This is a genomic window from Moellerella wisconsensis (genome assembly GCF_022592395.1).
Classification (GTDB): domain Bacteria; phylum Pseudomonadota; class Gammaproteobacteria; order Enterobacterales; family Enterobacteriaceae; genus Moellerella; species Moellerella wisconsensis.
The window spans coordinates 3,491,880-3,518,368 of the sequence record NZ_CP093242.1; the positions used below are offsets into that span (position 1 = coordinate 3,491,880).

Consider the following 26,489-nt stretch of genomic DNA (forward strand, 5'->3'; position numbering starts at 1 on the left):
TATTATTAATAACTCAGTGAATTAACATTGTGGCACAGAGAGATTACGTAGCTCGCGGGCGCACCGCCGCCCGTCGAAAAAAAGGACCGGGCAAAAAGAAACAGCCTCAAGGATTATCCAAAACAACATTAACTGTTGCGGTGGTGATCGTCATCGTATTTATTGGTGGGCTGTTCTTTATTACCCAAAATAAAAAAGATGTACCTCAAACCGTTGAAGCCATTAAATCGGTAAAACCAGCAAATACCCTGCCGCCAAAACCTGAAGAGCGCTGGCGTTATATTAAGGAGCTGGAAAATCGCGGTGTCGACATTCCAAATATTCCCGAGCTGAATAGCGGTGGGACGAATATCGTACGCCCATCAGATTTAACCGCTGAACAACGTAAATTATTGGAGCAAATAGATTCAGATAGACGCCGTCCAGTCACCACGTTGTCAGAGATCCCTTACAATGGACAGCCGGTTCCTCGCTCTCAGGTAATTATTAATGAACCAGCGCCGGTTCCAACTGCGCCAGTGAAAAAACCTGAAGTCAGGATTGAACCCAAAGTTGAAAAACGCACTATTCAGCAACCACAGCAATCAGCAACACAGCAGCAAGCGGCGGCTCCTGCACCATCCGTTGCTGTAAAGCCGGAGAAAAAACCGGTTGAGAATATCCAAAAAATGCTAGTGCAATGTGGTTCTTTCCGTACAACCGAGCAAGCAGAAAGTGTTCGCGCTACATTGGCATTCTCAGGAATTGAAAGCCGAATTAGCTCTGGAGGTGGTTGGCATCGTATCGTGCTGGGCCCTTATAGCAAGGAAACTGCCGATAAAATGCGTTCCCGTGCATCCGATGTTGGCGTATCTGGGTGTATTCTTCGCGCTAGTGGGGGTTGAAAAATCTCCCTCGCTCCCCCATCTATTTCTTTAATGTATCGTAGCGGCTATCGTAGCTAAAAAAATAGCCGCATAATTTTTTGAGAAACCAGGGGCTGACTCATGACTACAATCGTAAGTGTTCGCCGTAATGGCCAAGTCGTAATCGGTGGTGATGGACAGGCGACGATGGGTAATACCGTCATGAAAGGCAATGTCCGCAAAGTACGTCGATTATATAATGACAAAGTCATTGCAGGATTTGCAGGCGGCACCGCTGACGCATTTACTCTTTTTGAATTGTTTGAGCGTAAACTCGAACTTCATCAAGGGCACTTAACTAAAGCTGCGGTAGAGCTAGCCAAAGATTGGCGTACTGACCGTATGCTGCGTAAACTGGAAGCCTTATTAGCGGTTGCTGATGAAAGCACTTCTCTGATAATCACCGGTAATGGTGATGTCGTGCAGCCAGAAAATGATTTGATTGCTATAGGTTCAGGTGGTCCTTATGCACAAGCCGCAGCTCGTGCAATGCTTGAGAATACAGACCTTACTGCCCGTGAAATCGCAGAAAAAGCACTTTCGATTGCTGGCGATATCTGTATCTACACCAACCATAATGTAAACTTTGAAGAAATTTCTTCAAAATCATAAGGATTGATAGTATGTCCGAAATGACTCCACGCGAGATTGTCAGCGAACTAGATAACCATATTATTGGCCAGAACAAAGCAAAACGTTCTGTCGCGATTGCTCTACGTAATCGCTGGCGCCGCATGCAATTAGATGAAGCCTTACGCCATGAAGTAACCCCTAAAAATATTTTGATGATTGGTCCTACTGGTGTTGGTAAAACTGAAATTGCTCGTCGCTTAGCAAAATTAGCCAATGCGCCTTTTATTAAGGTTGAAGCCACAAAATTCACTGAAGTGGGTTACGTCGGTAAAGAAGTCGATTCAATTATCCGTGATCTAACCGATGCCGCAGTCAAAATGGTTCGTCACCAATCAATTGAAAAAAATCGTTATCGCGCAGAAGAATTAGCCGAAGAACGAATTTTAGATGTATTGATCCCACCGGCTAAAAATAACTGGGGGCAAAATGAGCCGTCAGATGAACAATCTCCGGCACGCCAATCGTTTCGCAAAAAATTGCGTGAAGGCCAGTTAGACGATAAAGAAATTGAAATTGAAGTCGCTGCAACATCTATGGGTGTTGAAATTATGGCACCTCCAGGCATGGAGGAAATGACTAATCAATTACAATCTATGTTCCAAAACCTTGGCGGCCAGAAACAAAAACCGCGCAAGATGAAAATCAAAGAAGCGTTTAAACTGCTGATTGAAGAAGAAGCGGCAAAATTAGTCAATCCTGAAGAGCTGAAACAGCAAGCCATCGATTCCGTTGAGCAGCATGGTATCGTGTTTATCGATGAGATAGATAAAATCTGTAAACGTGGCGGTCAATCATCTGGCCCGGATGTTTCTCGCGAAGGCGTACAACGTGATCTGCTTCCTTTGGTTGAAGGCTGTACCGTATCAACCAAACATGGGGTAGTTAAAACAGATCATATTCTGTTTATTGCTTCAGGTGCATTCCAAGTCTCTAGTCCGGCAGATCTTATCCCCGAACTACAAGGTCGTTTGCCTATTCGTGTTGAGCTACAAGCGCTCACTACCGATGATTTCGAACGCATACTGACCGAACCAAATGCTTCACTGACCGAGCAATACCGAGCATTAATGGCTACTGAAGGCGTAAATATCACCTTCACCACCGAAGGTATTCGTAAAATTGCTGAAGCGGCATGGCAAGTCAATGAGACCACTGAAAATATCGGTGCTCGTCGTCTACACACTGTACTTGAGCGTTTGATGGAAGATATTTCCTATGATGCCAGCGAGCTGGGTGGAGAAACCATAGAAATTAATGCAGAATATGTGAAACAACATCTGGATGAATTAGTGGCAGATGAAGATTTGAGTCGATTTATTTTATAATCTGACTATCTCACGTTTATCATTTATAATTCTGATGGGAGGCAATTGCCTCCCATCATTTATTTTATAAAACATACCATTAATAACGAACCTGTGAATCTATCGAATGAGCTCATCAACTGCTACCAGTCGCAAACAAGCGTGGCTAGAAAGTTTACGACCTAAAACACTGCCTCTTGGAGTTATTGCTATCGTAACTGGCTCTGCGCTGGCTTACTGGACAGATAACTTTAAATGGCCGGTTGCTTTATTATCTATTATCACCGCAGGCATTTTACAAATTCTATCGAATCTAGCGAACGATTACGGCGATGCCGTCAAAGGCTCAGATACTGCGGAGCGTATTGGTCCACTAAGAGGGATGCAAAAAGGCATTATCACTCAGGCCGATATGAAAAAAGCGCTAAAAATAACCATTTCATTAGCCTGTTTTTTTGGTTTATTACTAATTATCGTTGCCTGTGAGAAACCAGAAGATGCACTCGGATTCCTCGTGCTTGGGCTGGTGGCTATCGTTGCCGCAATAACCTATACCGTGGGTAAAAAGCCGTACGGCTATCTCGGGCTGGGTGATATTTCTGTGTTAATCTTTTTTGGTTGGCTCAGTGTTATCGGCACTTATTATTTACAAGCGAATAGTTTCGATATCGTTACTATTTTACCGGCAACTGCCTGTGGATTACTGTCTGTCGCTGTATTGAATATCAATAATATGCGTGATATCGAAAACGATATTAAAGCCGGTAAGAATACCTTAGCGGTTCGTTTAGGCGCCCAAGGCTCTCGGATTTACCATGCGATTATTATTATTAGTGCCATTTTATGCTTAATCTTTTTTAATCTCATTTATTTGCATGGCTGGAGCGGCTGGTTATTTTTACTCGCGGTTCCTTTGTTACTGAATCATGTCCGTAAAGTGCTCAATGACCCTACCACAGAAGGCATGCGCCCGATGTTAGTCAATATGGTAAAATTAGCCTTGCTAACCAACTTACTGTTCTCTATTGGCCTTGTTTTAAATTAATTCTTTCCTCCGCCATTCTTTAAGGTGTTGAGCGTATATACCTGCGCCTTAAAGTCTGACGGATAAATTAAATCTGATGATAATTCCTCCCTCTTATCTATTTTAATTGATGATTTTGCCAACAGCAGACAGAAAGGGATATACTACCTCTCCCCTTGCAGCCAAAAGACCTTAAACCTATGAAATATGATACTTCCGAGCTTTGCGATATCTACCAAGAAAGCGTCAATGTGGTAGAACCTCTTTTTTCCAACTTTGGTGGACGTACTTCATTTGGTGGCCAAATCATCACAGTGAAGTGTTTTGAAGATAATGGATTATTGTATGATTTGCTCGAAGAAAATGGTGATGGACGTATTCTACTTGTTGATGGCGGCGGTTCGGTGCGTAAAGCACTAGTGAATGCGAACCTTGCTCGTCTTGCCACTGAAAACGGTTGGGAAGGTATTGTCGTTTATGGTGCGGTACGCCAAGTTGATGCATTAATGGATCTCGATATTGGTATTCAAGCCATCGCCGCTATCCCTGCCGGTTGCCCTGATGAAGGCATTGGCGAGAGTGATATTCGTGTGAATTTTGGTGGCGTCACCTTCTTCTCTGGTGATTATCTGTACGCAGATAATACTGGGATTATTTTATCTGAAGAGCCGTTAGCGGTTGATGATGAAGATTTCGATTCTGAAGAAATTATTTAGTCGCTATTGAGCAGAGAAGACTGACAGCAAAAAGGGCGAAATATCGCCCTTATATTTTTGGTCTTTTTAGATATTTATCTTTTACGATAACTATCTTGTATATAATTTACTACTTAACTTCTTCCATGCGGCCTAACAATACGCGTAAACGTTCTTGCCAAGCTTGTTGTTCCTGTTTTAACTGCTCATTTTCACGTACTAAAGATTCACTGCCTGATTTTGCAGCTTCAACTTCTTGAGCCAATGAACTGTTCTTATCTTTCAGTTCGTCGATTTCCATCTGTAATAATGCAATAGTATCAATAGCTTGTTGTACTTTTGCTTCTAACATCTCAAATACTTCAAATGACATTCTTTTCGTCCCCTTTATCGGTAATAAAACGATTGTAAGTAGCCTATCGGTTCCTGTCCAGCTCCATCCCTCTTATATCGTATTTCTTCTGTTGCAAAACACTGGTCGGATCTCATAACAATAGTCGTATAGATCACCATTTCGGTGCGTTTTCGAACATTTCTTTGATGTAACACACAGATTTCAATTTCGCTATTTCTCGTTTACGCTCATTAACGATAAATTCACACCTAAGGGTCTGCTTTATAAATTCTGAACCTTAAAAAAACATACAATAATTTTAATTTTCGTAGGATAGAAACATATGAGCCAAATGACTTCTACTACACTCACAGGCCAGTGTATATCCGAGTTTCTCGGGACGGCCTTAATCGTTTTCTTTGGTCTAGGGTGTGTTGCCGCAGTACGTATCGCTGGTGCACAATTAAGTTTGTGGGAAATTAGTATCATCTGGGGCTTTGGCGTTGCCTTAGCCGTTTATCTTACCGCCGGTATTTCAGGCGCCCATCTTAATCCTGCCGTCACCATCGCTCTTTGGCTGTTTGCTTGTTTTGAACGCCGTAAAGTTGTGCCTTATATTGTTGCACAAATGTTAGGTGGTTTTTGCGCAGCTGCGCTTGTTTACTCAATGTATTACAATGTATTTCTGGATTATGATCAGGTTCATCATATCGTCAGAGGAACCCAAGAAAGTCTATTTACTGCCGGGGTTTTCTCAACTTATCCAGCGCCACAGATTTCTGAAGGACAAGCCTTCTTTGTCGAAGTCATCATCGGGGCTATTTTGGTCTGTCTGATTATGGCATTAACCGATGATGGTAACGGTGTTCCTCGCGGACCACTCGCCCCCCTACTAATTGGTATTTTGATTGCCGTCATTGGGGGCTCATTTGGCCCACTAACTGGATTCGCACTGAATCCGGCGCGTGACTTTGGACCAAAAGTCGTGGCTTATTTCGCGGGTTGGGGGGATATAGCGCTAACCGGTGGACGTGAGGTTCCTTATTTCTTGATCCCATTAATTGCACCAATTGTTGGTGGTTTAATTGGCGCATTTGGTTACCGCAAACTTATCGGTCGCCATTTACCTTGTATGGTTTGTGAGTCGGAAGAAAAAAGTTCCACTGACAAACAAGCTTAATTATTTTTATTACCGGAACAGGTTCATTATTATGACAACAGAAACAAATATCGAAAAAAAATATATTGTCGCTCTTGATCAAGGAACAACCAGTTCGCGGGCCGTGGTTCTTGATCACGATGCAAATATTATCAGTATTTCTCAGCGTGAATTTGAGCAGATTTACCCTAAGCCCGGCTGGGTTGAACATGACCCAATGGAAATTTGGGCATCACAGAGCTCGACATTAGTTGAAGTATTAGCTAAAGCGGATATTCGTACCGATGAAGTCGCAGGTATCGGGATTACCAATCAGCGTGAAACCACAATTGTGTGGGAAAAAGCCACAGGCAAACCAGTATATAACGCCATCGTATGGCAATGCCGTCGTACCGCCGATTTTTGTACCCATCTAAAACAGAATGATCGTGATTTAGAAGAGTATATTCGTCAAAATACAGGGCTAGTCGTCGACCCTTACTTCTCAGGCACCAAATTAAAATGGATCCTCGACAACGTTGAAGGCGTACGTGAACGCGCTGAGAAAGGCGAATTGCTATTCGGTACCGTAGACACTTGGCTAGTGTGGAAAATGACTCAGGGACGTGTACATGTCACTGATTACACCAATGCTTCTCGTACCATGATGTTCAATATTCGTAATCTGGAATGGGATGATAAAATCCTGAAAGCACTCAATATTCCGCGTGCTATGTTGCCAGAAGTTCGTGCCTCTTCCGAAGTATACGGACAAACCAATATTGGGGGGAAAGGCGGTACACGTATCCCAATTTGCGGTATTGCGGGAGACCAACAAGCTGCACTCTATGGTCAACTTTGTGTTCAACCGGGCATGGCAAAAAATACCTATGGTACTGGCTGTTTCTTGCTATTAAACACCGGAGACACGGCAGTTCGGTCAAACCATGGTCTACTAACTACTATCGCTTGCGGTCCGCGCGGTGAAGTTAATTATGCTTTAGAAGGTGCGGTATTTGTTGGCGGTGCTTCTATTCAATGGTTACGTGATGAGTTAAAACTGATTGATGAATCTGAAGATTCCGAATATTTCGCGACCAAAGTAAAAGATAGCAACGGTGTCTATGTTGTTCCTGCATTTACTGGTTTAGGCGCACCTTATTGGGATCCGTATGCACGTGGGGCTATTTTTGGCTTAACCCGTGGCGCCAACCGTAATCACATCATTCGTGCGACGTTAGAATCTATCGCTTATCAAACTCGCGATGTCCTTGATGCTATGCAAGCTGATTCAGAAACCCGTTTAGCGTCCCTGCGTGTTGATGGCGGAGCGGTGGCAAATAATTTCTTAATGCAATTCCAAGCGGATATTTTAGGCACCTCAGTTGAGCGCCCTCAAGTCCGTGAAAGCACCGCATTAGGGGCGGCGTACCTTGCCGGTCTAGCGATTGGCTTCTGGAATAATTTGGATGAGCTGAAAACCAAAGCAACTATTGAGAAAGTATTTAAACCGGGTATTGAAACCACCGAACGTAATTATAAATACGAAGGTTGGAAAAAAGCCGTGGCTCGAGCACAAGAATGGGAAGATCGCGCTTAATTAAGCTGCTGTAACTCGTATCACTTAATAAAAAAACAGGTGGCTGATTTAGCCACCTGTTTTTTATCGAAAAAATAATAAATCTATTTAAATCGTATTTTCCGTTCTATCCATTCGATGTGCTAAAGGTAACCAGCACAATAGAATCAAAATAGACATAGAAAACATCAACATACCTAAGCTAAACTGACCATTTTGCGGTAATAGCGCAGATAACCACGTTGCAATACCTGAGCCGACATTTTGTAAACCACCAACCAAAGCTCCGGCAGCACCGGCTAGATAAGGGAATGGCTCCATCGCCCCGGTAGTTGCTAACGGAAATAGCATACCGGCACCAAAGAAAAAAACCGCCGCCGGTACTAATAAGGTCCAAATATTCATAAACCCAAGCCAACCGGGGATCCACATTAGTATTCCCGCCAGTAAACAACAAAGTACAGCATGCCACATCAGAGTATAAAAACTTTTACTTTCTCGACCTGCATACCACGCCCCAAAAAAAGCCGCAGGGATCGGCAGAATGAATAGAATACTAACCGTGATACTGTTTAGCCCTAAAACTGCTCCCATCAACACACCACTACAGGCTTCAAAAACTGCGACGCCGGCTAATCCACCGATTAGCATCACCAAATAAGAGGTGAATGAACCGTTAGAAAGCAATAAGTGATAAGACGACAACATCTTACGTTTTTCAGGAGAAACCGGACGAGTTTCAGGCAGCCAATGATACATACTGACTAAAACTGCACAGCCCAGTAATAATAAGAAAATATAACAGGCATGCCAGCCCCAAATATGTGCCACCACTCCACCTATCATCGGTGCAATTAATGGACTCACTAGAATACCCATATTTAATAAGCTATTGGCATAACGTAACGCCGTACCTTTATATAAATCACGCGGCATGGTTCTGGCCATTACACCAGCAACCCCGGTACCTAATCCCTGCAACCCACTAGCCACGATTAATAAATTTAGCGAAGGTGCCAAAATAGCCATTATGGTAGCGGCTAAAAAAATAGTTAACCCCGCCAAAATAACTGGACGGCGACCAATTTGATCGGACAAAGGCCCATATAATAGCTGCGAAAAGCCATATGCAAACAAATATGCAGCCATAACTCGCTGTACAGAACCTGAAGGCTCACCAAAATAATTAGCGATATCAGCAATTACGGGCACATAAATAGTTTGCGTCATTTGCCCAACCGCAACTAAAGCAATTAACATTACTAGCAGATTAAAATTTTCTAACTTTCTCATTGCTATCTCGGAAAAATTTATTCAGTCATCGAATGAACAATGCCAGCGGAGCGGTTTAAATAATTATAACTCCGGCTCATTGAACTGGCTCGCACCTTTATTACACTATTTATTACACTATTTATTACACTATTTGCCGTACTCTTAATTACTCTTTTACGTTTATCATCATGGGCTATTATTACTCAGGCATATCCGTGTGATACGACGCACACAACCCCCGAACAATATATTTGTCGGTTATTTTAAACTCCGTAAATTAATTTCGATTATTTAAGCATAAATAATCTAATACCATTTTTTAGAGGTACGCCCTCTATTTGTGACTTATATTAATCAATCCCCTGAGTTAATTTAGTCTACAGACTATTTCAACCTGATATTAATTTATAAGCACTAATTAATGATGTAGTACCCTAGGGTATTAGTTGGTTAGCACTAAGATAACAAAATTTAAAAAATTATCGAGATAGGCTACTGTTTTATTTAAGTTTTATTTCATCTTAATTTGTCAGCTTTTTCAGCCACACCTGTCAAGATAACTGTACATATTCCACTAACTTAAACCAATAAAAACAGAATAATAAGCCGCCACACATAATCGATAACCCGAGAATGCTATCTAGCATAGTATTAAATACAGTTTTAATTCCTGCGCTAAATATAGAAGAAATAGTTAATAGGACGTCATTGATACAACATTAAATACCACAAAAAATCAAATGGTTAGTGTGATATTGAAATCATAAAAGGTGAATGAAATATGGCAAATTGGGTCACTGGAAAAATAATTGAGACACGATTCTGGACAGAAACACTTTTCAGTCTAACGCTAAATGCGCCGATAAAACCATTTATTGCCGGGCAATATGCAAAATTAGCTTTAGACATAGAAGGAGAACGTATTCAGCGAGCCTACTCTTATGTTAATTCACCCGATGACGATCGCCTAGAGTTCTACTTTGTCATTGTACCGGAAGGGCGTTTAAGCCCTAAACTGGCCGCCTTAAAGCCGGGAGATTCTCTACAAATTACTGAAGATGCTGCTGGGTTCTTTATTTTAGATGAAATACCTGAATGCAAAACGTTATGGATGTTATCAACAGGCACTGCAATTGGCCCCTTTCTCTCAATATTACAACAGGGTAAGAATTTATATCGCTTTGAACATATTGTATTAGTTCACGCAGTCCGCTACTCCTCAGATTTAAGTTATCTGCCACTGATGGAACAATTGCAACAATCGTACGCAGGCAAGCTAAAAATAATCACCGTTGTAAGCCGCGAAAAAACGGGCTCATCACTGATGGGACGTATTCCTGCTTTAATTGAAAATGGCAACTTAGAAACTGCGGCAGGATTATCTATTTCTCCATCAGATAGCCATGTGATGCTCTGTGGAAATCCCGAAATGGTCAGAGATACACGAGATATCTTACAATCAACCCGTGAGATGAAAAAACATTTACGCCGTAAACCAGGACATATTAGCAGTGAGCAATATTGGTAATATTATTAGAATTTTGCCTATAGCACGGTATGTATTTAATAGGATACTCTATTTAATAAGGCTCTCTACTCACTGAGAGCCTAAATAACCATTCAGATAATCTTTACGATAAATAATCAACGGATTGCGTTTTGTCACCATAGCGATTCTCAGAGGCCATTCCATGAAATGTCCCGCAATCCAGCAACATAATCACCGTAATAAATAGCGGTAAAAAACGGCCTATTCCCCACTGCCAGATAGGTGCAAATTGACTAACATCTAGAGAAAATAATAAAAAAGCAATCAAAATCAGTGCCGTCCAGCCGCCAGGTTTTCCTCTATCATGCAAACGCTTAGTAAATATTGCAGCAAGTGGATACAATACTAAGACTAATAAAGGGATAATCAGCGTATTGGACAATGAAAAAGCCGTTTGCAATGAGGTAATAATGACCATCAAAATAAAACACAGGGCAATACCCGCCCAAAAAGGTCTGCGGCCTATCCGACCTTTGAATGAAAATGCCCATTGTTGTAATGTCATTAGAAAGGATTCCAATATCGAGTCAGTTTTCCATTAAAAGCGAAAAAATGAATATGATGAGCCAATTAGCGCACCGCACAATAAGAACCATAATAACCGCTTTTATCTATTGTTTGCCACTATTGAGTCAAGCGCAGGAGATCCCACGACTGCCGGATAGTAATGTGGAAGTTGCCTATTTGTCACCGGATGCCCCATCTTTTGCTGAAACAATTCCTATTTTCCGCGAAAAATTTAATCTCAACAATCCAGCAACGCCGTTATACGAATATAAAGTTATCGCCAATAATGATATCTCTACCCCCTATATCCGAGCAGCGACGCGCATAAATCCGCGATTTTACTCTTCTGCTGTTCTAGAACGGGGCAGCGAAAAAATAAAAAGTCTGCAACTAACTCTGCTACCTTCAGATGATCCGATTCAAGCACAAGACGATTTAAAACTGGCTGAACAATATATGATTGCGCTTATCCATCAAGTCGATCCGACCATCCCTCTGGATAAAGCGCCCGAACTCAATTTAGTATTAAAAAACTTTATGGCGACCAATAATCATAATCAAGCTGATGAAACTCGACTCGGCGCTATACGTTATATTTTAGTTAAAAGTACCGATAATACCCTGACCTTTGCCGTTGAACCTATTAAGCTGTTTATAAATTAATCTAATAGAAGCGAATGATAGTTTGAATAGTCATGATTATGACGAAAAGCAAAGCTATTCTTTTTTATCGTCTCTATACTGTACCCAGTCTATTTATCCTAAATAATTTGAGTGGACGGAAAGTTATGGATACGCTTCTCTAATATGTTTGAAATAGATATCATATTAAGAGCGTCTAAATACCAAGCCACTTAACCTAGGGTGGATATCAATTTATTAATCATAACAACTCTCTGGTTGGAGGAAGAAACATGCGACATCCATTAGTGATGGGTAACTGGAAACTGAACGGCAGTACCCATATGGTGAACGAACTGATCACAGGTCTGCGTAAAGAATTAAGCAGCGTTGATGGCTGTGGCGTGGCTATCGCACCACCAGCAATCTATTTGAACCAAGCAAAACATGCGTTAGCTGGCAGCCGAATCGCACTCGGAGCTCAAAACGTTGATGTTAATCTTTCAGGCGCATTTACCGGTGAAACATCTGCTGAAATGCTGAAAGATATCGGTGCTAAATACATCATTATCGGTCATTCAGAACGCCGTACTTATCATCATGAAAGTGATGAATTTATCGCCAAAAAATTTGCTATCCTTAAAGAACAAGGTCTAATTCCTGTCCTGTGCATCGGTGAGACCGACGCAGAAAACGAAGCTGGCAAAACTGAAGAAGTCTGCTCACGTCAAATTGATGCTGTACTAAACTCACTCGGCGCGGAAGCTTTCAACGGTGCAGTTATTGCCTATGAACCCATCTGGGCTATCGGTACCGGTAAATCAGCGACGCCAGCACAGGCACAAGCAGTGCACAAATTTATTCGTGACCATATCGCGAAAAAAGATTCGGCAGTTGCTGAACAAGTCATAATTCAATACGGCGGCTCAGTGAATGCGGCAAATGCAGCAGAACTCTTCACTCAACCTGATATTGATGGCGCATTAGTCGGTGGTGCATCACTGAAAGCAGATGCCTTTGCAGTTATCGTAAAAGCAGCGGCAGAAGCAAAAAAAGCCAAATAATACACGCTGCTTACTGGCGTAATTTATAAAAAAGCGGCTCCTCTTTAGCCGCTTTTTTCATTATTCTTTGTACCTTATTTACTCTCACCGAGACTAAAACTAGCGCCGAATAATTTGATCAAATATTCCACCGTTAGAAAAATGAATATTTTGTGCGTTATTCCATCCGCCAAAATCCTGATCAATCGTCAATAATTTCAATGCTGTAAATTGGTGCTTATATTTTTCTGCAATCGCTTTATCGCGTGGTCGGTAAAAATTCTTAGCCGCAATTTCCTGTCCAACAGGGGAATATAAATATTCTAAATAGGCTTCAGCAACGTCACGGCGTTGGCGTTTATCAACGACCTTATCTACCACGGCGACAGTCGGCTCAGCAAGAATCGAAATACTCGGCGTAACAATTTCAAATTGCCCTCTCTCGCCTAATTGATTAATCGCTAATAGTGCCTCATTTTCCCAAGCAATTAATACATCGCCAATACCACGCTCAACAAAACTGTTTGTCGCACCTCGTGCTCCGGGGTCTAACACTTCTACATTTTGATACAGCTGCTTAACAAATTGTTGGGCTTTCTGTTGAGAGCCTTGATTGTGCGCTAATCCATACCCCCACGCTGCCAAATAGTTCCACCGAGCACCACCCGACGTTTTCGGATTAGGCGTTACAATAGCTACATCATTACGGATTAAATCATCCCAATCTTGAATGTTTTTAGGGTTACCTTTGCGTACTAAGAAAACAATTGTAGAAGTATAAGGTGCTGAATTATCAGCTAATCTAGATATCCACTTTGGATTTATACGCCCTGTATTGGCTATCGCATCAACATCATAAGCTAATGCCAATGTGACAACATCGGCCTCTAAACCATTAATTACTGATATTGCTTGCTTCCCTGATCCGCCATGAGATTGACGAACTGTCACTGTATCACCGGTTTTTTGTTGCCAATAATCACTAAAAGCCTGGTTATATTGTTGATATAACTCGCGAGTCGGATCATAAGAAACATTAAGTAATTGGATATTTTTCGCCGATACCCCTGTTGTTATTAATAATAATATCCACGCTAATAATTGTATTGTCGCTCGCCAAGATGCTGTCATATCCCAATCCCCATTATCGTCATTGAGATTTAAGGCTGACAGAATCCATCACTCTCGGGAAATAATAAAAATAGCCGGCTTATTCAATCGAGGAATATAAAATCGGAGGTAAACAAGAAATAATAAGAAAGAATCGAACCTGTGTAGCGCTAAATCAGTACTATTTGTACACTATTCGGTGCTACACAGCACTACACAGGTCAGATTTGCAATCAGAGTCATGCATTTATTATCAACGGATCAGGCTAAAATATCGCCATAAGGAAACCAAGATGATAAAAATTAATACAGTTTTTTCGCAGTTTCGTACCAATCTTTCTTAAATACACGCTTCATGTTCATTACTGCATCAATAATGTCATGATGAACTAATTTTTCATTTTGGATGCCAACACAACGGCCACCATAACCATCCAGCAGTAGCTCAATCGAATAAGCGCCCATACGTGATGCTAAAATTCGGTCATAAGCGACTGGCGAACCACCACGTTGAATATGGCCTAATACTGTTGCCCGAGTTTCATGTTTAGTTTCAGCTTCAATATAACGAGCCAATTCATCAACATCACAAACATGTTCGGTAATTGCAACGATAGCATGACGCTTACCTTTATCGATGCCTTCTTTAATTTCCGCCAGTAACTCTTCGCGATTAAATTGCATTTCGCTTTCTGGCAATACTAAAAATTCACAACCGCCTGCAATCGCTGCAGATAACGTAAGATCACCGCAATAACGCCCCATAACTTCGACAATAGAAATACGTTTATGAGATGTAGAAGTATCTCTTAAACGGTCAATTGCCTCTACTACAGTTTCTAATGCAGTAAAATAACCAATCGTATAATCAGTACCCGCGACATCATTATCAATCGTGCCCGGCAAACCAATGCATGGGAAGCCAGCTTCGGTTAGTGCTTTTGCTCCCAAATAAGACCCATCACCGCCAATAACTACCAGCGCATCAATTTGATTACTTTTCAGATTTTCAATCGCGACTTGGCGTACTTTTTCATCACGGAACTGAGGAAAACGCGCAGATCCTAAAAAAGTACCGCCACGGTTAATCATGTCAGATACACTGAAACGGTCGAGTTGTTTCACTCGGTTTTCATACAGGCCAAGGTATCCGTCATAAATACCAAAAACCTCTAACCCCTCGCCTAGAGCTGCACGCACCACACCGCGAATAGCTGCGTTCATTCCTGGCGCATCGCCACCGCTTGTTAATACACCGATTCTTTTGATCTGTTGGACCATGATGACCTCTGACTTATTAATGTGAATTGCAAATCTATGAAAAGCGCCTCGGGATGAATGCGCCTATTTAAGCGTTATAAATCGTCAGTGCTGAATTGATTCACCCTAAGATATAATACGGCAAATCATTGCCCATGCACCTGCTTTCAATCAACCTTTTTCATTTTATTGTGATCAAGATTAAAGAATTATAGGACACAAAATTACCGCGAGTAGTGACTACGCATTGCTATTATATTCTGCGACAGTGGATTCATTGATCAATCTAACGCAATGTAAATCGTATAAAAATCACAAATAATGCCTTTCGATAATTCGACAGTGAGTTATTTATATAACCGCCCTATTCATTTCACTGTGTAATTACAACCACAAATTAAATTACTGTACTGTTTCCATGCCAATGGAATAAATCAAACGGTAAATATTGCTAACATTGTATAACACACCGCCAGCTATCTATCGTAAGTTTAATGCCATAAACTGCAAGTTTAGCACCACAAAGTAACAACAAATCGATCATAACATTTAACCATCATGAGTGAAGAAAGAAAAAAGAATATTTCGCCCATCGAATAAAATGAGACCAGCTGCACCTTTATCTCTCTATTTATCTTCCTTTATCTACTAGAAACATATAAATATTAGTGCCAAAGATAGATTAAAATAATTGGCTACCTCAAAAATAGCTCTCTATTCTGATACTCAGATAATATGCAGAAAAAAGGCATAAAAAAAGCAGCGCCAATGGCACTGCTGTATTCGATTTTTTTAGTCTTATTTAGAATAGATTTTATTTGTCTGCTGCGATACGATCACGAATATGCTGAGCACGCTCTTTAGATGGCGGGTGAGAATCAAACATACTGCTATCTCTATTATCCATTTTCGCCAGTTTTTCAAAACTTGTTGCTAGCCCTTCAGTATTAACACCTCGTTTTTTCAATAAATCATACGAGAAATCATCTGCCTGGCTTTCTTGATGCTGAGAGAATTGAGAGTTAATTAATTTTTGACCCAAATCAGCTAACTGAGAATTGCTCAACTGCTGAGCAATACCGCCTGCTGCTGCCGCCGCATTACGGGCAGCAACGGCACCATAAGCAACTTGCATAGACTTACGAGTATGGCCGAGTGCAACGTGACCCATTTCATGGCCCAGAACACCTTCAACTTCGTTATCATTCATTTGATCCATCAAACCACTATAAACACGGACACAACCATTTGCCATTGCCCATGCATTAACATCGTCAGTCAGATAAACTTTATAATTAACCTTGGTGCCATCAATATTATTACCTAGCGCTTTAGAGATTTTATCTAAACGCTTAGCATATTTACTTGTAGGAGGCGCTATCTTATTTTGCGCATCCATTTCTTGGCATGCCTGATCAGTTAGCTGTTTAATATCATTATCGCTCAGTGTCGCTGCTTGAAATAACTGCATACCTGAGTTGGCTAACATTCCGCTATCCATTCCCTTACAACCGGTAAGTAGTACGGCAGAAACAGCTATCGCAATAAGAGGTTTCATATTCATAATTTTATTTTATCCTTGGGCTTTGCAAGACAGTATATTTTTGCGTACCAAAGACTACGATTTTTTCGCCAAATAACAATAAGATAATCACCAGAAATAAACAGAATACCAATTACACAATATTCTCAATACGTGAACAAAAATGACAGAGCAAAAACCAATATATTTAAGTTAAAGTGAAACTACATAATAAAATTAATAGTTTACATACAATTGATCAGATAAAAAAAAGCCCCTAAAAGGGGCTATAAAAGACAGGGATGGTGTCTATGGCAAGGAAAAACTTCGATGTTGCTAGTGCTACTACAATTGAGAGAAAAAGGGCATTAATTTACTGCTGTAAAGCTTGAAACTGTTTCATGCGCTGTTGATGCTGTTGTTCTAATTGCACTTTTTGTTCCGGCGTTAATAACTGATATAACTCATGATGAACTCGCGCCATATTAATTCGATGTTCAACATCGCGTTGTAACTGCTTCTCTATTTCTGTACGTACTGCCGATTCATCAAATGTGTCTGCAATCACCAATTTACGGATAATCTCGCGATCTTGAATAAAATCTGGATTATCCTGACGAGACAGGCGTAAAGTAGCCATTAAATCTCGCATTTGCTGACGTTGCTTTTCATTTAACGTGATACCATTAAACATAAACGTACTTGCATTATCTTGATAACCGCGCATCACGCCACGATGATATTGACTGATATTCACTCTATTACCAGACAATAATTCAGAAGATGAATCGTGCTTAGGCTGTAACTGTCGCTGACGATTATTTATCTGTTCAGTGGTACTGTTAGTAGCTTGATGAGTGTCACTATTTATTATGCTGTCGGTAGTATCTGCTAAAGCGGCCGTCGGTCCAACAATTAACAGTGACATCAAGGCTAGCGTCGCTATTTTATGCATTCTTGACCTCTGTTTTCTCGGCGGTGCTGTTGATTTGATGTAGACAACTATACCTCCGCGGCTGCAAACTACCGTCAGAGCATGTAAAATAACGTAAAGTCATGGAATCGTGGTGATTGTTATCGTATTTTGGCAGCAGGAGGAATTAATTCATGCATAAAATCCTATTAGTTGATGACGATCGTGAACTCACGTCGCTGTTAAAAGAACTACTAGAAATGGAAGGTTTTAATGTTGTTATTGCCCATGATGGTGAACAGGCACTGCAACAAATAGACGCATCTATCGATCTATTATTACTCGATGTCATGATGCCGAAAAAGAATGGTATCGAAACATTAAAAGAACTACGCCAAATACATCAGACCCCAGTCATTATGTTAACGGCTCGTGGCAGTGAGTTAGACCGAGTTCTTGGCCTTGAACTTGGGGCCGATGACTATTTAGCCAAACCATTTAATGACCGCGAATTAGTTGCTCGTATACGCGCGTTATTAAGACGCTCTAATTGGAGTGAACAAACCCAAACAGATACCGGGAGCACCCCGATATTGCAAGTCGATAAACTTCAATTAAATCCTGGCCGCCAAGAAGCGAGCTTTGATAATGAGATTCTCGATTTGACCGGTACTGAATTTACTTTGTTGTATCTACTGGCACAGCATTTAGGCCAAGTGGTTTCGCGTGAGCATTTAAGCCAAGAAGTTCTTGGGAAACGTTTAACACCATTTGACCGTGCTATTGATATGCATATTTCTAATTTGCGCCGCAAATTACCTGAGCGTTCAGATGGCCTTTCCTGGTTTAAAACGCTAAGAGGCCGTGGATATTTAATGGTGTCAACAAATTAACCATCCCCCTTCCAGTGGAAGGGGTTTTTATTTTTAACGCCATTATTCTACATGCAGTATTTAAAAATATTATACCAAGCCTAATTATTTACTGTGGCTCAGTAGCCCAATCGGCTCAGTCAACGGCTGTTTCAATACGCTGTCTTAGCAACAAAATGTTGGCTTCAACAATATAATTTCAATATAGGTATATAATACATATGCTTAAAATCACTGTTGTGGTTAATTTAATATACACCGTCTACTCATTTAGCTTTAATCAAGCCGAATGTCTCGGGGGCAAATAATGATCAGCAGCCTAACCGCAAGAATTTTCGCTATTTTCTGGTTTACCTTAGCACTAGTACTCATGCTGGTATTAATGGTGCCAAAACTTGATTCACGTCAGCTGACGAATCTATTAGAAAGTGAACAGCGACAAGGTGAAATGCTAGAACAGCATATCGAAGCTGAACTAGCTCAAGCGCCGCTGAATGACCTTTTATGGTGGCGACGCATTTCAACGGCTATTCAAAAATGGGCACCTCCCGGACAGCGATTAATTATTGTCACCAGTGAAGGTCGCGTTATCGGCGCCCTTCCTAGTGAAACCCAAGTGATCCGTAATTTTATTGGTCAATCTGATAATGCTGACTATCCCAAAAAGAAAAAATATGGCCGTGCTGAAATTTTAGGTCCATTTTCAATTCGTGATGGTGAAGATCACTATCAACTCTATCTGGTTCGCCCAGCGAATAGTCCGCAATCTGACTTTATCAACCTGCTCTTTGACCGACCACTGCTGTTATTAATTGCAACAATGTTAATCAGTGCACCTCTATTGCTATGGTTATCATGGAGTTTAGCTAAACCCGCCCGTAAATTAAAAATGGCTGCCGATGATGTCGCGAAAGGCAATCTGCGCCCGCATCCAGAATTGGAATCCGGCCCTCAAGAATTTGTCTCCGCAGGATACAGTTTTAATCAAATGATCAGTGCATTGGATGGTATGGTCAGTGCGCAACAACGTTTAATTTCTGATATCTCGCATGAACTAAGAACTCCGTTGACACGCTTACAATTAGCCACTGCATTATTGCGTCGTCGGCACGGGGAAAGTAAAGAGCTACAACGTATAGAGACTGAAACACTCCGTTTAGATAGTATGATCAATGATTTACTCGTGTTATCTCGTAGCCAACATAAGAATGAAATTTTGCGTGAAAATATCACTGCTGATGATTTGTGGGCAGATATTTTAGCTGATGCTAGCTTTGAAGCCGAGCAAATGCATAAAACATTAGATGTGACTTCACCTCCGGGTCCATGGGCAATTTATTGTAATCCATCAGCGATTGGTAGCGCGTTTGAAAATATTGTCCGTAATGCGTTACGTTATTCTAATACCCATATCGCAGTTGAATTTAAACAAAGCAATAATGGCATTATGGTCACGGTCGATGATGATGGTCCTGGTGTTAGCCCCGAAGATCGCGAACAAATATTCCGTCCATTCTACCGGACAGATGAAGCTCGAGACCGTGAATCAGGGGGCACAGGCTTAGGTCTCGCTATTGTAGAAACAGCAATATCTCAGCATAAAGGTTGGGTAAAAGCAGAGGATAGCCCTCTAGGAGGATTACGGTTAGTTATTTGGCTTCCAGAGCATGGTCGATAATATTATCAATAACCTAGCTCAGAATATAGGCGAGAGATAACTACGCCATTATCCGTTATACATTTATCAAGCCGCATATCGAGTTACTGAAGAATAATTTCTCTTCAGTAACTTTTTAGTTTTATTATTTTATACCAAAAAAAGAGTGTTTTTTTATATTTACGGCGAGAAAAACTAACATCAACTATCAATAAAAGCCTTTTATATAAATTTAGATGGCTGAAATTATATAAATACTTATTACATGAGCTAATAACAAAACATCAGTTCCATTTGATATTATTTGGCAAATTTGATTCTATCAATACCAAAAAATAATATTATTACCTTAATCACTATAATTTTTCAGGAAATAATCCCTTATGAATAATAAATCTATACATTAAAAATCAAAGATTTCATTATCATTTACTTTATATTTGCTATGATTTATTACAATAAATAATTTAGTAGTTTTCCTTAATATAGATATACTCTATTCTCAAGTATCATTAGAAGAATATAAATTTATCCAACTTCATTATCTTTAATTGACCTGTTATTAAACCAATTAATACGAGGTTATTGACTTAAGTAAGCGGAAAAACAAATGAAAATAAACAAATTTAATAAACTTGCACTCTTCGCTTTACTCGGAGCGATTAATAGTAGCGTAATCGCTAGTGGGCTGGTACTCCCTGATAATAACTTACGTAATGACTTAGCTTGGTTATCTGAGCGTAATGTTATCCAAATCAGTCTATCAACTTGGCCGCTTTCATCTCAAGAAATAACCCGTTCATTGGATAATGCTAATATCACTAATGATGAACAAAAAAACGTTATCCAACGGATAAAACAACAACTTAATAGAAATAAAAATACTCTACAATTACAAACTTATCTCTCTTCAGGCCATCCATCAATGCCTCAAGGCTTTGCGAATAGTGAATACAGTGACTTCCGCTATACCTTAGCAGGCAATTATAGTACTGATGACGTTGATTTAAACCTAAAAGCCAATGCAGAACGTGCTCTTCGGGTAGAAAATGGTTCGGATTATAATCTCAATGGATCATACGGCGGCGTTAAAATTTGGAATCAATGGCTGGCCTTCGGTGAAATACCTCAATGGTGGGGTCCTGGCTATGATGGTAGCTTAATTCGAACTGATGCTGCTCGTCCTGTTACCGGTTTTTTAATGCAACGTGCCGACCAAAGCCCGTTTGATTCCAAATGGCTGTCTTGGATTGGCTCGTGGCAATATCAGTTAACTGCCGGGCAAATAAAACAATATCAAAAACAATCCGGTGTTAAGCTGATCGGTTTACGAATGACCATGAACCCAACTGATTATCTTGAATTAGGCGGCTCTCGTGTAATGATGTGGTCTGGTGATGGACGCCCATCCAATTGGAAATCGTTTTGGGATGCCACAACAGGTAGCTCAAATACTGGTGATATCAAAAAAGATCCCGGCAACCAACTGGCTGGTTTTGATTTTAAATTAAAACTCTTCCCTCTTATTGAGCTCCCTCTGAGTATTTATGGGCAATATATCGGCGAAGATGAAGCCGGTTATTTACCGTCCCATAATGCCTATATGGCGGGTATAGAAGGCCATCATTCTCTCTACGGCCAGCCATTAAATTGGTATATTGAAGGTGCCAATACCCGTACTGAATGGAATAATAAAGATGTGATGTACAAACATTTTGTTTATGGTGCAGGATATTACCAACAAGGCTATCCGTTAGGCCATGCGATGGGCGGCGATGGACGTATGATTTCCAGTAAAGTTGAATATACATTGGATGATCATCAGCGCGTTAGTACCCGAATAATGTACGCGACAGTTAATCCTCAAAGCCAATGGCAAAATAAAGCCTTTCCTAAAGATGATACTATCAAAGGAGTTGATGTTGGCTGGTGGTATAACTTCAATGACCGTGTAATTACTGACTCAAAAGTTTGGTTATCCAAAACAGATACTGATACACATAATGATGTCGGTGTCTCAGTCGCTGTCACCGTTCCTTTTAAATGGTAACCTTTTGATAATAAATAAGACCGCGATTTTATACCGTGGTCTTATTCAATAGAGCCAATTTCATTATCTCACTAGATTTATCTATAATATCTCCAGCTAAGAAGTCAATACTCAAGATACTGGAAACTAATCCAGCATATTTATTAAAAACTAACCTATTTATTAAAACTAATCAGCCTAATGTATATAATGTTGGTTATCTTATTTGAATATACGCTCATTTAAGATAATATTCGTTAAGTCATAAAATAAATTTTCTGCTATTATACTCAAATAAAAGTACTGAAATAAAAAGTACTGAAAAACGATAAGGATAAATCCTAAACTTCAATGCATTAAGAACTTGAGTATTGCCATGCGATTAAGTCAAATTTTAAGCACGGTATTATCTCATTCAATTGAATTACATGGATTAAGGTTATTAAAGTTCATCTGCCTGTTATGGAAATGCTTAAAACTAATTCCTTATCAACAATTTTGGTACTAAAAAGTTTTGCCATAAAACACAATTTACGTCAGACTCTAGGCCACAAATGGGTTCTATACCTTTTATTTGCCAATCGGCGAGAAAGGAATACCCCATACTGATTTATACGAATTTAGATAGATTAATACACTATTTAAGTTTTTTTATATTTAATTAAATGGATAATGAGTGTTTATGAAACGCCTTTCTGTTGCTGTCTTTATGCTAACTGCACTGACGGGCTGTACCGTCACCCCAGGTGTCTATATGTCAACAATGGGTAAGAATGTTGTTGATACTGGCGACCGTGATATTTCAAAATTTGTTGATATCTATCCTATATCGCCACAATTATTAGACGAGCTGTATATTCCACACGATATTGCCAAACCTAACTCTCTTTTAGAACAACAATTGGCAGGTTATGAGTATCGTATCGGTGTCGGCGATGTACTTAATATTACTGTTTGGGATCACCCTGAGTTAACTATTCCTGCCGGTTCATACCGTAGTGCTGCTGATTCTGGTAACTGGGTACATTCGGACGGTACTATTTATTACCCTTATATTGGTTCAGTCAAAGTTATTGGTAAAACAGTCACTGAGATTCGCTCATTAATCAGTAATCGCTTAGCAACTTATATTGAATCACCACAAATCGACGTTAGTATTTCAGCGTTCCGCTCACAAAAAATGTATGTTTCTGGTGAAGTCGCTAAACCAGGGACACTGCCAATCACTAACGTACCATTGACGGTATTAGAAGCATTTAATAATGCAGGTGGATTAACAGAAAAAGCCGATTGGGATAATGTGGTACTCACGCGTAATGGACAAGAAATTAAAATTTCATTGCAGTCCTTAGTTCAATATGGCGACCAAACTCAAAATTATCTCATGCTGCCTGGCGATGTGCTTTATGTACCACGCAATGACGGACAAAAAGTATTTGTAATGGGTGAAGTCGGTCAACCATCAACATTAACTATCGACCGTGCAGGAATGAGCATCACCGAAGCATTAAGTAAATCGAATGGTATTGACCAAAATACTGCAAATGCAACGGGTGTATTTGTTATTCGTCCATTAAAAAATCAATCCTCCGGAGATAAAGAGCTGGATGATTTATTACCGAAAAAAATGGCGGCTATCTATCAGTTAGATTTATCTGATGCCACCTCGTTAGTTATGGGCACTGAGTTTAGATTAAAACCTTACGATTTAGTCTATGTAACGGCTGCTCCAATCGTAAGATGGAACCGTCTGATTACTCAATTGTTACCGACCATCGCTGCCTATAATCAGTTAACTGAAGGTACTAAACGAATTAAAGATTGGTAATCGATTATATGTTTAACAATATATTAGTAGTTTGTATGGGCAATATCTGCCGTTCCCCTACCGGGGAGCGGTTACTGCAAAATCTATACCCAGACAAAAAAGTACACTCGGCAGGTATTATCGCTAAAAATGATATGCCTGCGTATGAGAGTGCGATTCGGATTGCTCAACAGCATAATTTACCTTTGAATAACCATCAATCGCGCCGTTTAACTAATGAACTCTGCCGTGAAGCTGACTTGATCTTAGTGATGGAAAATAGCCATATCGATAAGGTTCATGCCCAGTTTCCAGAAACCCGTGGTAAGGTGATGCTCTTCGGCCAATGGCTAAATAAAACAGAAATTCCCGATCCGCATAAACGCAGCGATGAAATGTTCGAGCATGTCTACCTTTTAATGGAAAAGGCCGCTCATCAATGGAAAGGCAAAATCTAGTTTGATTGCCTTTGTGCCTTTGTCATTTTTTTATTGATATGATTAAATAACTATGAATACAACAAAATCACCTTCGACAGCAGCAGATGAAATTGATTTGCTCGCCTTATTTAAAGTCCTTAAATCCCATTATTTAATTATTGGGTTTGTAACACTGTTTTTTTTACTGCTTGGGGCAGCTTATAGCTTTTTAGCTACACCTATTTATCAAGCTAATGCCACCTTGCAATTTGATAAGCAGAGCCAAGTGTCATTTTTTGACCAAATGGGCGATTTATCCCCGTTTTCTGGTGGCGGGAATCAAGTTGATTCAGAAATTGAAGTCATCAAATCGCGTATGGTTTTAGGCAAAACGGTTACCGACCTTAACCTAGATACCCAAGTTTCAACCGATGGCTTCTTTAATAAACTGTGGGGCAATAATCCACAGATCAATATTACTCATTACTCGATTCCTGATGCCCTAGTTGGTGAACCCGCTACTTTAACCTACCTTGGCGACAATCAGTTTTCACTAAAATTAGAAGATATTGTTTTAAAAGGAAAGATTGGTGAATTAGTTCAGCATAATGATATCAGCCTATTAATATCCTCTATCGAAGCAGAGACTGGCGAAGAATTCACACTGACCAAAAACGGCCGTTACTCGACCATTGATGAACTGCGTAATACGCTTAATTTATCTGAAGTCGGTAAAGGGACTGGCATTATTAGCCTGACGATTAAAGGCGCTGATAAGACTGAAAATGTAAGAATTTTAGACAGTATTATTCAAAACTATGTCGCACAAAATACTGACCGTAAAAAAGAAGTTACCAATAATACCTTAATTTTCCTCGATGATTATCTACCAAAAGTTAAAGCTAAGCTGGATAATTATGAAAATCAGCTAAACACGTTCCGTAAAAAGAATGAGTCTATTGATTTATCTTTAGAAGCTAAATCAGCGTTAGAAAGTGCGTTACAAGTTGAAGATAAACTTAATGAGTTAACCTTCAAAGAGATTGAAATCCAACAACTCTATACCCGAAATCACCCAGCGTACCAATCTCTGATTGATAAACGCCAAAAACTATTAAATGAAAAAGCGCTGATCAGTAAAAATATTCAAAAATTACCGAATACTCAACAACAAATTGTTCGTTTAACGCGTGATGTTGAATCCGAGCAAGCGATTTATAATCAGCTAGTAGGTAAGCAACAAGAACTCAGTGTGATGAACTCAGGGATTACTGCCGATGTTCGCGTTATTGACTCCGCAGAATCACAGCCTCAACCGGTTGCCCCGAAAAAATCATTAATTCTAGCGCTGTCACTGATCTTAGGCTTTATTATTGGTTGTGCGTATGTCATTGCCCGCGAACTATTTAATAATAAAATCAAAGGTACCGAAGATATTGATGCTCTAGGTGTCAACGTATATGCCACTATTCCATTCTCCAGTCATGAGAAAAAATTGATTATGAATGGAAATATGAAACCATTAGCGTTAGAAAATCCAGCAGATACCGCAGTAGAAGCCATTCGTTCATTACGTACCAGCGTATATTTCTCAGTAATGAATCAAGGCAATAATCTTGTCATGGTCACCAGTGCGTCACCGGGTGCAGGTAAAAGCTTTATCACCTCAAATATGGGTGTAGTTTTAGCCAATGCGGGTAAAAAAGTCCTTCTTATTGATACCGATTTACGTAAAGGTCGAATTCATAAAGCGTTTGATTTAGATAACAAATTGGGTTTATCTGAATATTTGTCACAAATGGACAGCAATAAACCCGTTATCCATCACAATGTAATCGAAAATCTTGATGTAATTTGTCGTGGTAAGAATGTCACTCATTCCTCAGAGCTGTTAATGAGCGAACGCTTTAAAGACATGTTAGATAATCTAAAATCACAATATGATATTGTTGTGATTGATACCGCACCAATACTTGCGATAACTGATGCTGCGGTAATTGGTAAATATGTCGGTACCTCATTATTAATTGCTTACTATGGTGTAAATACCGTCAAAGATATTGAGTTATCATTAAAACGCTTTAAACAAAATGATATCGAAATAACGGGTGTGATCTTGAATGGTATTGATGCAAGATCAGATGATTATAATTATGTTTATGAGTATTAATAATAGTCATTAATCCAATCGATAGCGTTTTATCGGGTTTATTGCACTATTTGATAGACGGTTGTTAAGCCGTTCTCAGTCTCTCGAAAGATACCTATCTCACGGTTATCTTCTCGAGAGACT

At 40.0% G+C, this 26,489-nt stretch carries 23 protein-coding genes; 16 read left to right on the plus strand and 7 right to left on the minus strand.

What is annotated here, in order from left to right; genetic code table 11:
* Window positions 1–29: 29 nt before the first annotated feature.
* From ftsN to rraA, 5 genes are all read left to right on the plus strand, one after another.
* Window positions 30–884, plus strand: a complete 855-nt coding sequence (gene ftsN, locus MNY66_RS15350; RefSeq protein WP_047255817.1) for a cell division protein FtsN — start codon at window positions 30–32, stop codon at window positions 882–884.
* A 102-nt stretch (window positions 885–986) separates the two neighbouring features.
* The gene (gene hslV / locus MNY66_RS15355) at window positions 987–1,517 is read left to right on the plus strand and encodes an ATP-dependent protease subunit HslV (protein WP_047255818.1); all 531 of its coding nucleotides are present in this window, start codon (window positions 987–989) and stop codon (window positions 1,515–1,517) included.
* Between the two features lie 11 nt (window positions 1,518–1,528).
* The gene (gene hslU / locus MNY66_RS15360) at window positions 1,529–2,863 is read left to right on the plus strand and encodes an HslU--HslV peptidase ATPase subunit (protein ID WP_047255819.1); all 1,335 of its coding nucleotides are present in this window, start codon (window positions 1,529–1,531) and stop codon (window positions 2,861–2,863) included.
* 106 nt (window positions 2,864–2,969) lie between these two features.
* Window positions 2,970–3,887, plus strand: coding sequence for a 1,4-dihydroxy-2-naphthoate polyprenyltransferase (locus MNY66_RS15365; RefSeq protein WP_047255820.1), 918 nt, complete (start codon window positions 2,970–2,972; stop codon window positions 3,885–3,887).
* A 179-nt stretch (window positions 3,888–4,066) separates the two neighbouring features.
* The gene (gene rraA, locus MNY66_RS15370) at window positions 4,067–4,582 is read left to right on the plus strand and encodes a ribonuclease E activity regulator RraA (RefSeq protein WP_047255821.1); all 516 of its coding nucleotides are present in this window, start codon (window positions 4,067–4,069) and stop codon (window positions 4,580–4,582) included.
* A 109-nt stretch (window positions 4,583–4,691) separates the two neighbouring features.
* Here the strand turns inward: rraA and zapB are convergent, their stop codons facing one another.
* Window positions 4,692–4,934, minus strand: a complete 243-nt coding sequence (gene zapB, locus MNY66_RS15375; protein ID WP_047255822.1) for a cell division protein ZapB — start codon at window positions 4,932–4,934, stop codon at window positions 4,692–4,694.
* 304 nt (window positions 4,935–5,238) lie between these two features.
* Between zapB and MNY66_RS15380 the strand changes: the two genes are divergently transcribed.
* Together MNY66_RS15380 and glpK are read left to right on the plus strand one after the other, a co-directional pair.
* Window positions 5,239–6,075 carry an MIP/aquaporin family protein gene (locus MNY66_RS15380; protein WP_047255823.1) on the plus strand — a complete coding sequence of 279 codons (837 nt, stop codon included), beginning with the start codon at window positions 5,239–5,241 and terminating at the stop codon, window positions 6,073–6,075.
* Window positions 6,076–6,106: 31 nt separating this feature from the next.
* Window positions 6,107–7,633, plus strand: a complete 1,527-nt coding sequence (gene glpK / locus MNY66_RS15385) for a glycerol kinase GlpK (protein WP_047255824.1) — start codon at window positions 6,107–6,109, stop codon at window positions 7,631–7,633.
* A gap of 87 nt (window positions 7,634–7,720) precedes the next feature.
* Here glpK and emrD read toward each other — a convergent pair whose 3' ends face one another.
* Complete coding sequence (gene emrD, locus MNY66_RS15390; protein ID WP_047255825.1) at window positions 7,721–8,905, minus strand: multidrug efflux MFS transporter EmrD; 1,185 nt, start codon at window positions 8,903–8,905, stop codon at window positions 7,721–7,723.
* A 763-nt stretch (window positions 8,906–9,668) separates the two neighbouring features.
* Between emrD and fpr the strand changes: the two genes are divergently transcribed.
* Window positions 9,669–10,415 (plus strand): ferredoxin--NADP(+) reductase, encoded by a 747-nt coding sequence (gene fpr, locus MNY66_RS15395; protein ID WP_241501163.1) that lies wholly within the window; start codon window positions 9,669–9,671, stop codon window positions 10,413–10,415.
* A 103-nt stretch (window positions 10,416–10,518) separates the two neighbouring features.
* Here the strand turns inward: fpr and MNY66_RS15400 are convergent, their stop codons facing one another.
* Complete coding sequence (locus tag MNY66_RS15400) at window positions 10,519–10,941, minus strand: DUF805 domain-containing protein (protein ID WP_047255827.1); 423 nt, start codon at window positions 10,939–10,941, stop codon at window positions 10,519–10,521.
* A gap of 47 nt (window positions 10,942–10,988) precedes the next feature.
* Between MNY66_RS15400 and MNY66_RS15405 the strand changes: the two genes are divergently transcribed.
* Together MNY66_RS15405 and tpiA are read left to right on the plus strand one after the other, a co-directional pair.
* Window positions 10,989–11,606 (plus strand): DUF1454 family protein, encoded by a 618-nt coding sequence (locus MNY66_RS15405; protein ID WP_331456159.1) that lies wholly within the window; start codon window positions 10,989–10,991, stop codon window positions 11,604–11,606.
* A gap of 251 nt (window positions 11,607–11,857) precedes the next feature.
* Entirely contained in the window at window positions 11,858–12,628 is a 771-nt protein-coding gene (gene tpiA, locus MNY66_RS15410) for a triose-phosphate isomerase (protein ID WP_047255828.1), read from the plus strand.
* 99 nt (window positions 12,629–12,727) lie between these two features.
* Here the strand turns inward: tpiA and MNY66_RS15415 are convergent, their stop codons facing one another.
* From MNY66_RS15415 to MNY66_RS15430, 4 genes are all read right to left on the minus strand, one after another.
* A complete protein-coding gene (locus tag MNY66_RS15415; protein ID WP_047255829.1) occupies window positions 12,728–13,738 on the minus strand; it encodes a sulfate ABC transporter substrate-binding protein in 1,011 nt (336 codons plus the stop codon).
* A gap of 282 nt (window positions 13,739–14,020) precedes the next feature.
* Window positions 14,021–14,998: a 6-phosphofructokinase gene (pfkA, locus tag MNY66_RS15420; RefSeq protein ID WP_047255830.1), complete on the minus strand. Its 978-nt coding sequence runs from the start codon at window positions 14,996–14,998 to the stop codon at window positions 14,021–14,023.
* Between the two features lie 793 nt (window positions 14,999–15,791).
* Window positions 15,792–16,541 (minus strand): metalloprotease LoiP, encoded by a 750-nt coding sequence (gene loiP / locus MNY66_RS15425; RefSeq protein ID WP_047255831.1) that lies wholly within the window; start codon window positions 16,539–16,541, stop codon window positions 15,792–15,794.
* A 331-nt stretch (window positions 16,542–16,872) separates the two neighbouring features.
* On the minus strand, window positions 16,873–17,454 hold the full coding sequence (locus MNY66_RS15430; protein WP_241501164.1) for a Spy/CpxP family protein refolding chaperone: 582 nt from the start codon (window positions 17,452–17,454) through the stop codon (window positions 16,873–16,875).
* 152 nt (window positions 17,455–17,606) lie between these two features.
* Between MNY66_RS15430 and cpxR the strand changes: the two genes are divergently transcribed.
* From cpxR to MNY66_RS15460, 6 genes are all read left to right on the plus strand, one after another.
* Window positions 17,607–18,305 (plus strand): envelope stress response regulator transcription factor CpxR, encoded by a 699-nt coding sequence (gene cpxR / locus MNY66_RS15435; protein WP_047255833.1) that lies wholly within the window; start codon window positions 17,607–17,609, stop codon window positions 18,303–18,305.
* A 286-nt stretch (window positions 18,306–18,591) separates the two neighbouring features.
* Window positions 18,592–19,962 carry an envelope stress sensor histidine kinase CpxA gene (gene cpxA, locus MNY66_RS15440; RefSeq protein ID WP_047255834.1) on the plus strand — a complete coding sequence of 457 codons (1,371 nt, stop codon included), beginning with the start codon at window positions 18,592–18,594 and terminating at the stop codon, window positions 19,960–19,962.
* A 589-nt stretch (window positions 19,963–20,551) separates the two neighbouring features.
* A complete protein-coding gene (locus MNY66_RS15445) occupies window positions 20,552–21,991 on the plus strand; it encodes a capsule assembly Wzi family protein (RefSeq protein WP_241501165.1) in 1,440 nt (479 codons plus the stop codon).
* A gap of 661 nt (window positions 21,992–22,652) precedes the next feature.
* Complete coding sequence (locus MNY66_RS15450; protein ID WP_047255836.1) at window positions 22,653–23,798, plus strand: polysaccharide export protein; 1,146 nt, start codon at window positions 22,653–22,655, stop codon at window positions 23,796–23,798.
* Window positions 23,799–23,806: 8 nt separating this feature from the next.
* Window positions 23,807–24,235 carry an arsenate reductase/protein-tyrosine-phosphatase family protein gene (locus MNY66_RS15455; RefSeq protein WP_047255837.1) on the plus strand — a complete coding sequence of 143 codons (429 nt, stop codon included), beginning with the start codon at window positions 23,807–23,809 and terminating at the stop codon, window positions 24,233–24,235.
* 52 nt (window positions 24,236–24,287) lie between these two features.
* A complete protein-coding gene (locus tag MNY66_RS15460) occupies window positions 24,288–26,366 on the plus strand; it encodes a polysaccharide biosynthesis tyrosine autokinase (RefSeq protein WP_241501166.1) in 2,079 nt (692 codons plus the stop codon).
* Window positions 26,367–26,489 lie beyond the last annotated feature (123 nt).

Bases quoted from the DNA above. Each gene is read 5' to 3' on its own strand.
- hslV (WP_047255818.1), top strand. From the start codon at position 987: ATGACTACAATCGTAAGTGTTCGCCGTAATGGCCAAGTCGTAATCGGT.
- hslU (WP_047255819.1), top strand. From the start codon at position 1,529: ATGTCCGAAATGACTCCACGCGAGATTGTCAGCGAACTAGATAACCAT.
- MNY66_RS15365 (WP_047255820.1), top strand. From the start codon at position 2,970: ATGAGCTCATCAACTGCTACCAGTCGCAAACAAGCGTGGCTAGAAAGT.
- rraA (WP_047255821.1), top strand. From the start codon at position 4,067: ATGAAATATGATACTTCCGAGCTTTGCGATATCTACCAAGAAAGCGTC.
- zapB (WP_047255822.1), bottom strand. From the start codon at position 4,934: ATGTCATTTGAAGTATTTGAGATGTTAGAAGCAAAAGTACAACAAGCT.
- MNY66_RS15380 (WP_047255823.1), top strand. From the start codon at position 5,239: ATGAGCCAAATGACTTCTACTACACTCACAGGCCAGTGTATATCCGAG.
- glpK (WP_047255824.1), top strand. From the start codon at position 6,107: ATGACAACAGAAACAAATATCGAAAAAAAATATATTGTCGCTCTTGAT.
- emrD (WP_047255825.1), bottom strand. From the start codon at position 8,905: ATGAGAAAGTTAGAAAATTTTAATCTGCTAGTAATGTTAATTGCTTTA.
- fpr (WP_241501163.1), top strand. From the start codon at position 9,669: ATGGCAAATTGGGTCACTGGAAAAATAATTGAGACACGATTCTGGACA.
- MNY66_RS15400 (WP_047255827.1), bottom strand. From the start codon at position 10,941: ATGACATTACAACAATGGGCATTTTCATTCAAAGGTCGGATAGGCCGC.
- MNY66_RS15405 (WP_331456159.1), top strand. From the start codon at position 10,989: ATGAATATGATGAGCCAATTAGCGCACCGCACAATAAGAACCATAATA.
- tpiA (WP_047255828.1), top strand. From the start codon at position 11,858: ATGCGACATCCATTAGTGATGGGTAACTGGAAACTGAACGGCAGTACC.
- MNY66_RS15415 (WP_047255829.1), bottom strand. From the start codon at position 13,738: ATGACAGCATCTTGGCGAGCGACAATACAATTATTAGCGTGGATATTA.
- pfkA (WP_047255830.1), bottom strand. From the start codon at position 14,998: ATGGTCCAACAGATCAAAAGAATCGGTGTATTAACAAGCGGTGGCGAT.
- loiP (WP_047255831.1), bottom strand. From the start codon at position 16,541: ATGAATATGAAACCTCTTATTGCGATAGCTGTTTCTGCCGTACTACTT.
- MNY66_RS15430 (WP_241501164.1), bottom strand. From the start codon at position 17,454: ATGCATAAAATAGCGACGCTAGCCTTGATGTCACTGTTAATTGTTGGA.
- cpxR (WP_047255833.1), top strand. From the start codon at position 17,607: ATGCATAAAATCCTATTAGTTGATGACGATCGTGAACTCACGTCGCTG.
- cpxA (WP_047255834.1), top strand. From the start codon at position 18,592: ATGATCAGCAGCCTAACCGCAAGAATTTTCGCTATTTTCTGGTTTACC.
- MNY66_RS15445 (WP_241501165.1), top strand. From the start codon at position 20,552: ATGAAAATAAACAAATTTAATAAACTTGCACTCTTCGCTTTACTCGGA.
- MNY66_RS15450 (WP_047255836.1), top strand. From the start codon at position 22,653: ATGAAACGCCTTTCTGTTGCTGTCTTTATGCTAACTGCACTGACGGGC.
- MNY66_RS15455 (WP_047255837.1), top strand. From the start codon at position 23,807: ATGTTTAACAATATATTAGTAGTTTGTATGGGCAATATCTGCCGTTCC.
- MNY66_RS15460 (WP_241501166.1), top strand. From the start codon at position 24,288: ATGAATACAACAAAATCACCTTCGACAGCAGCAGATGAAATTGATTTG.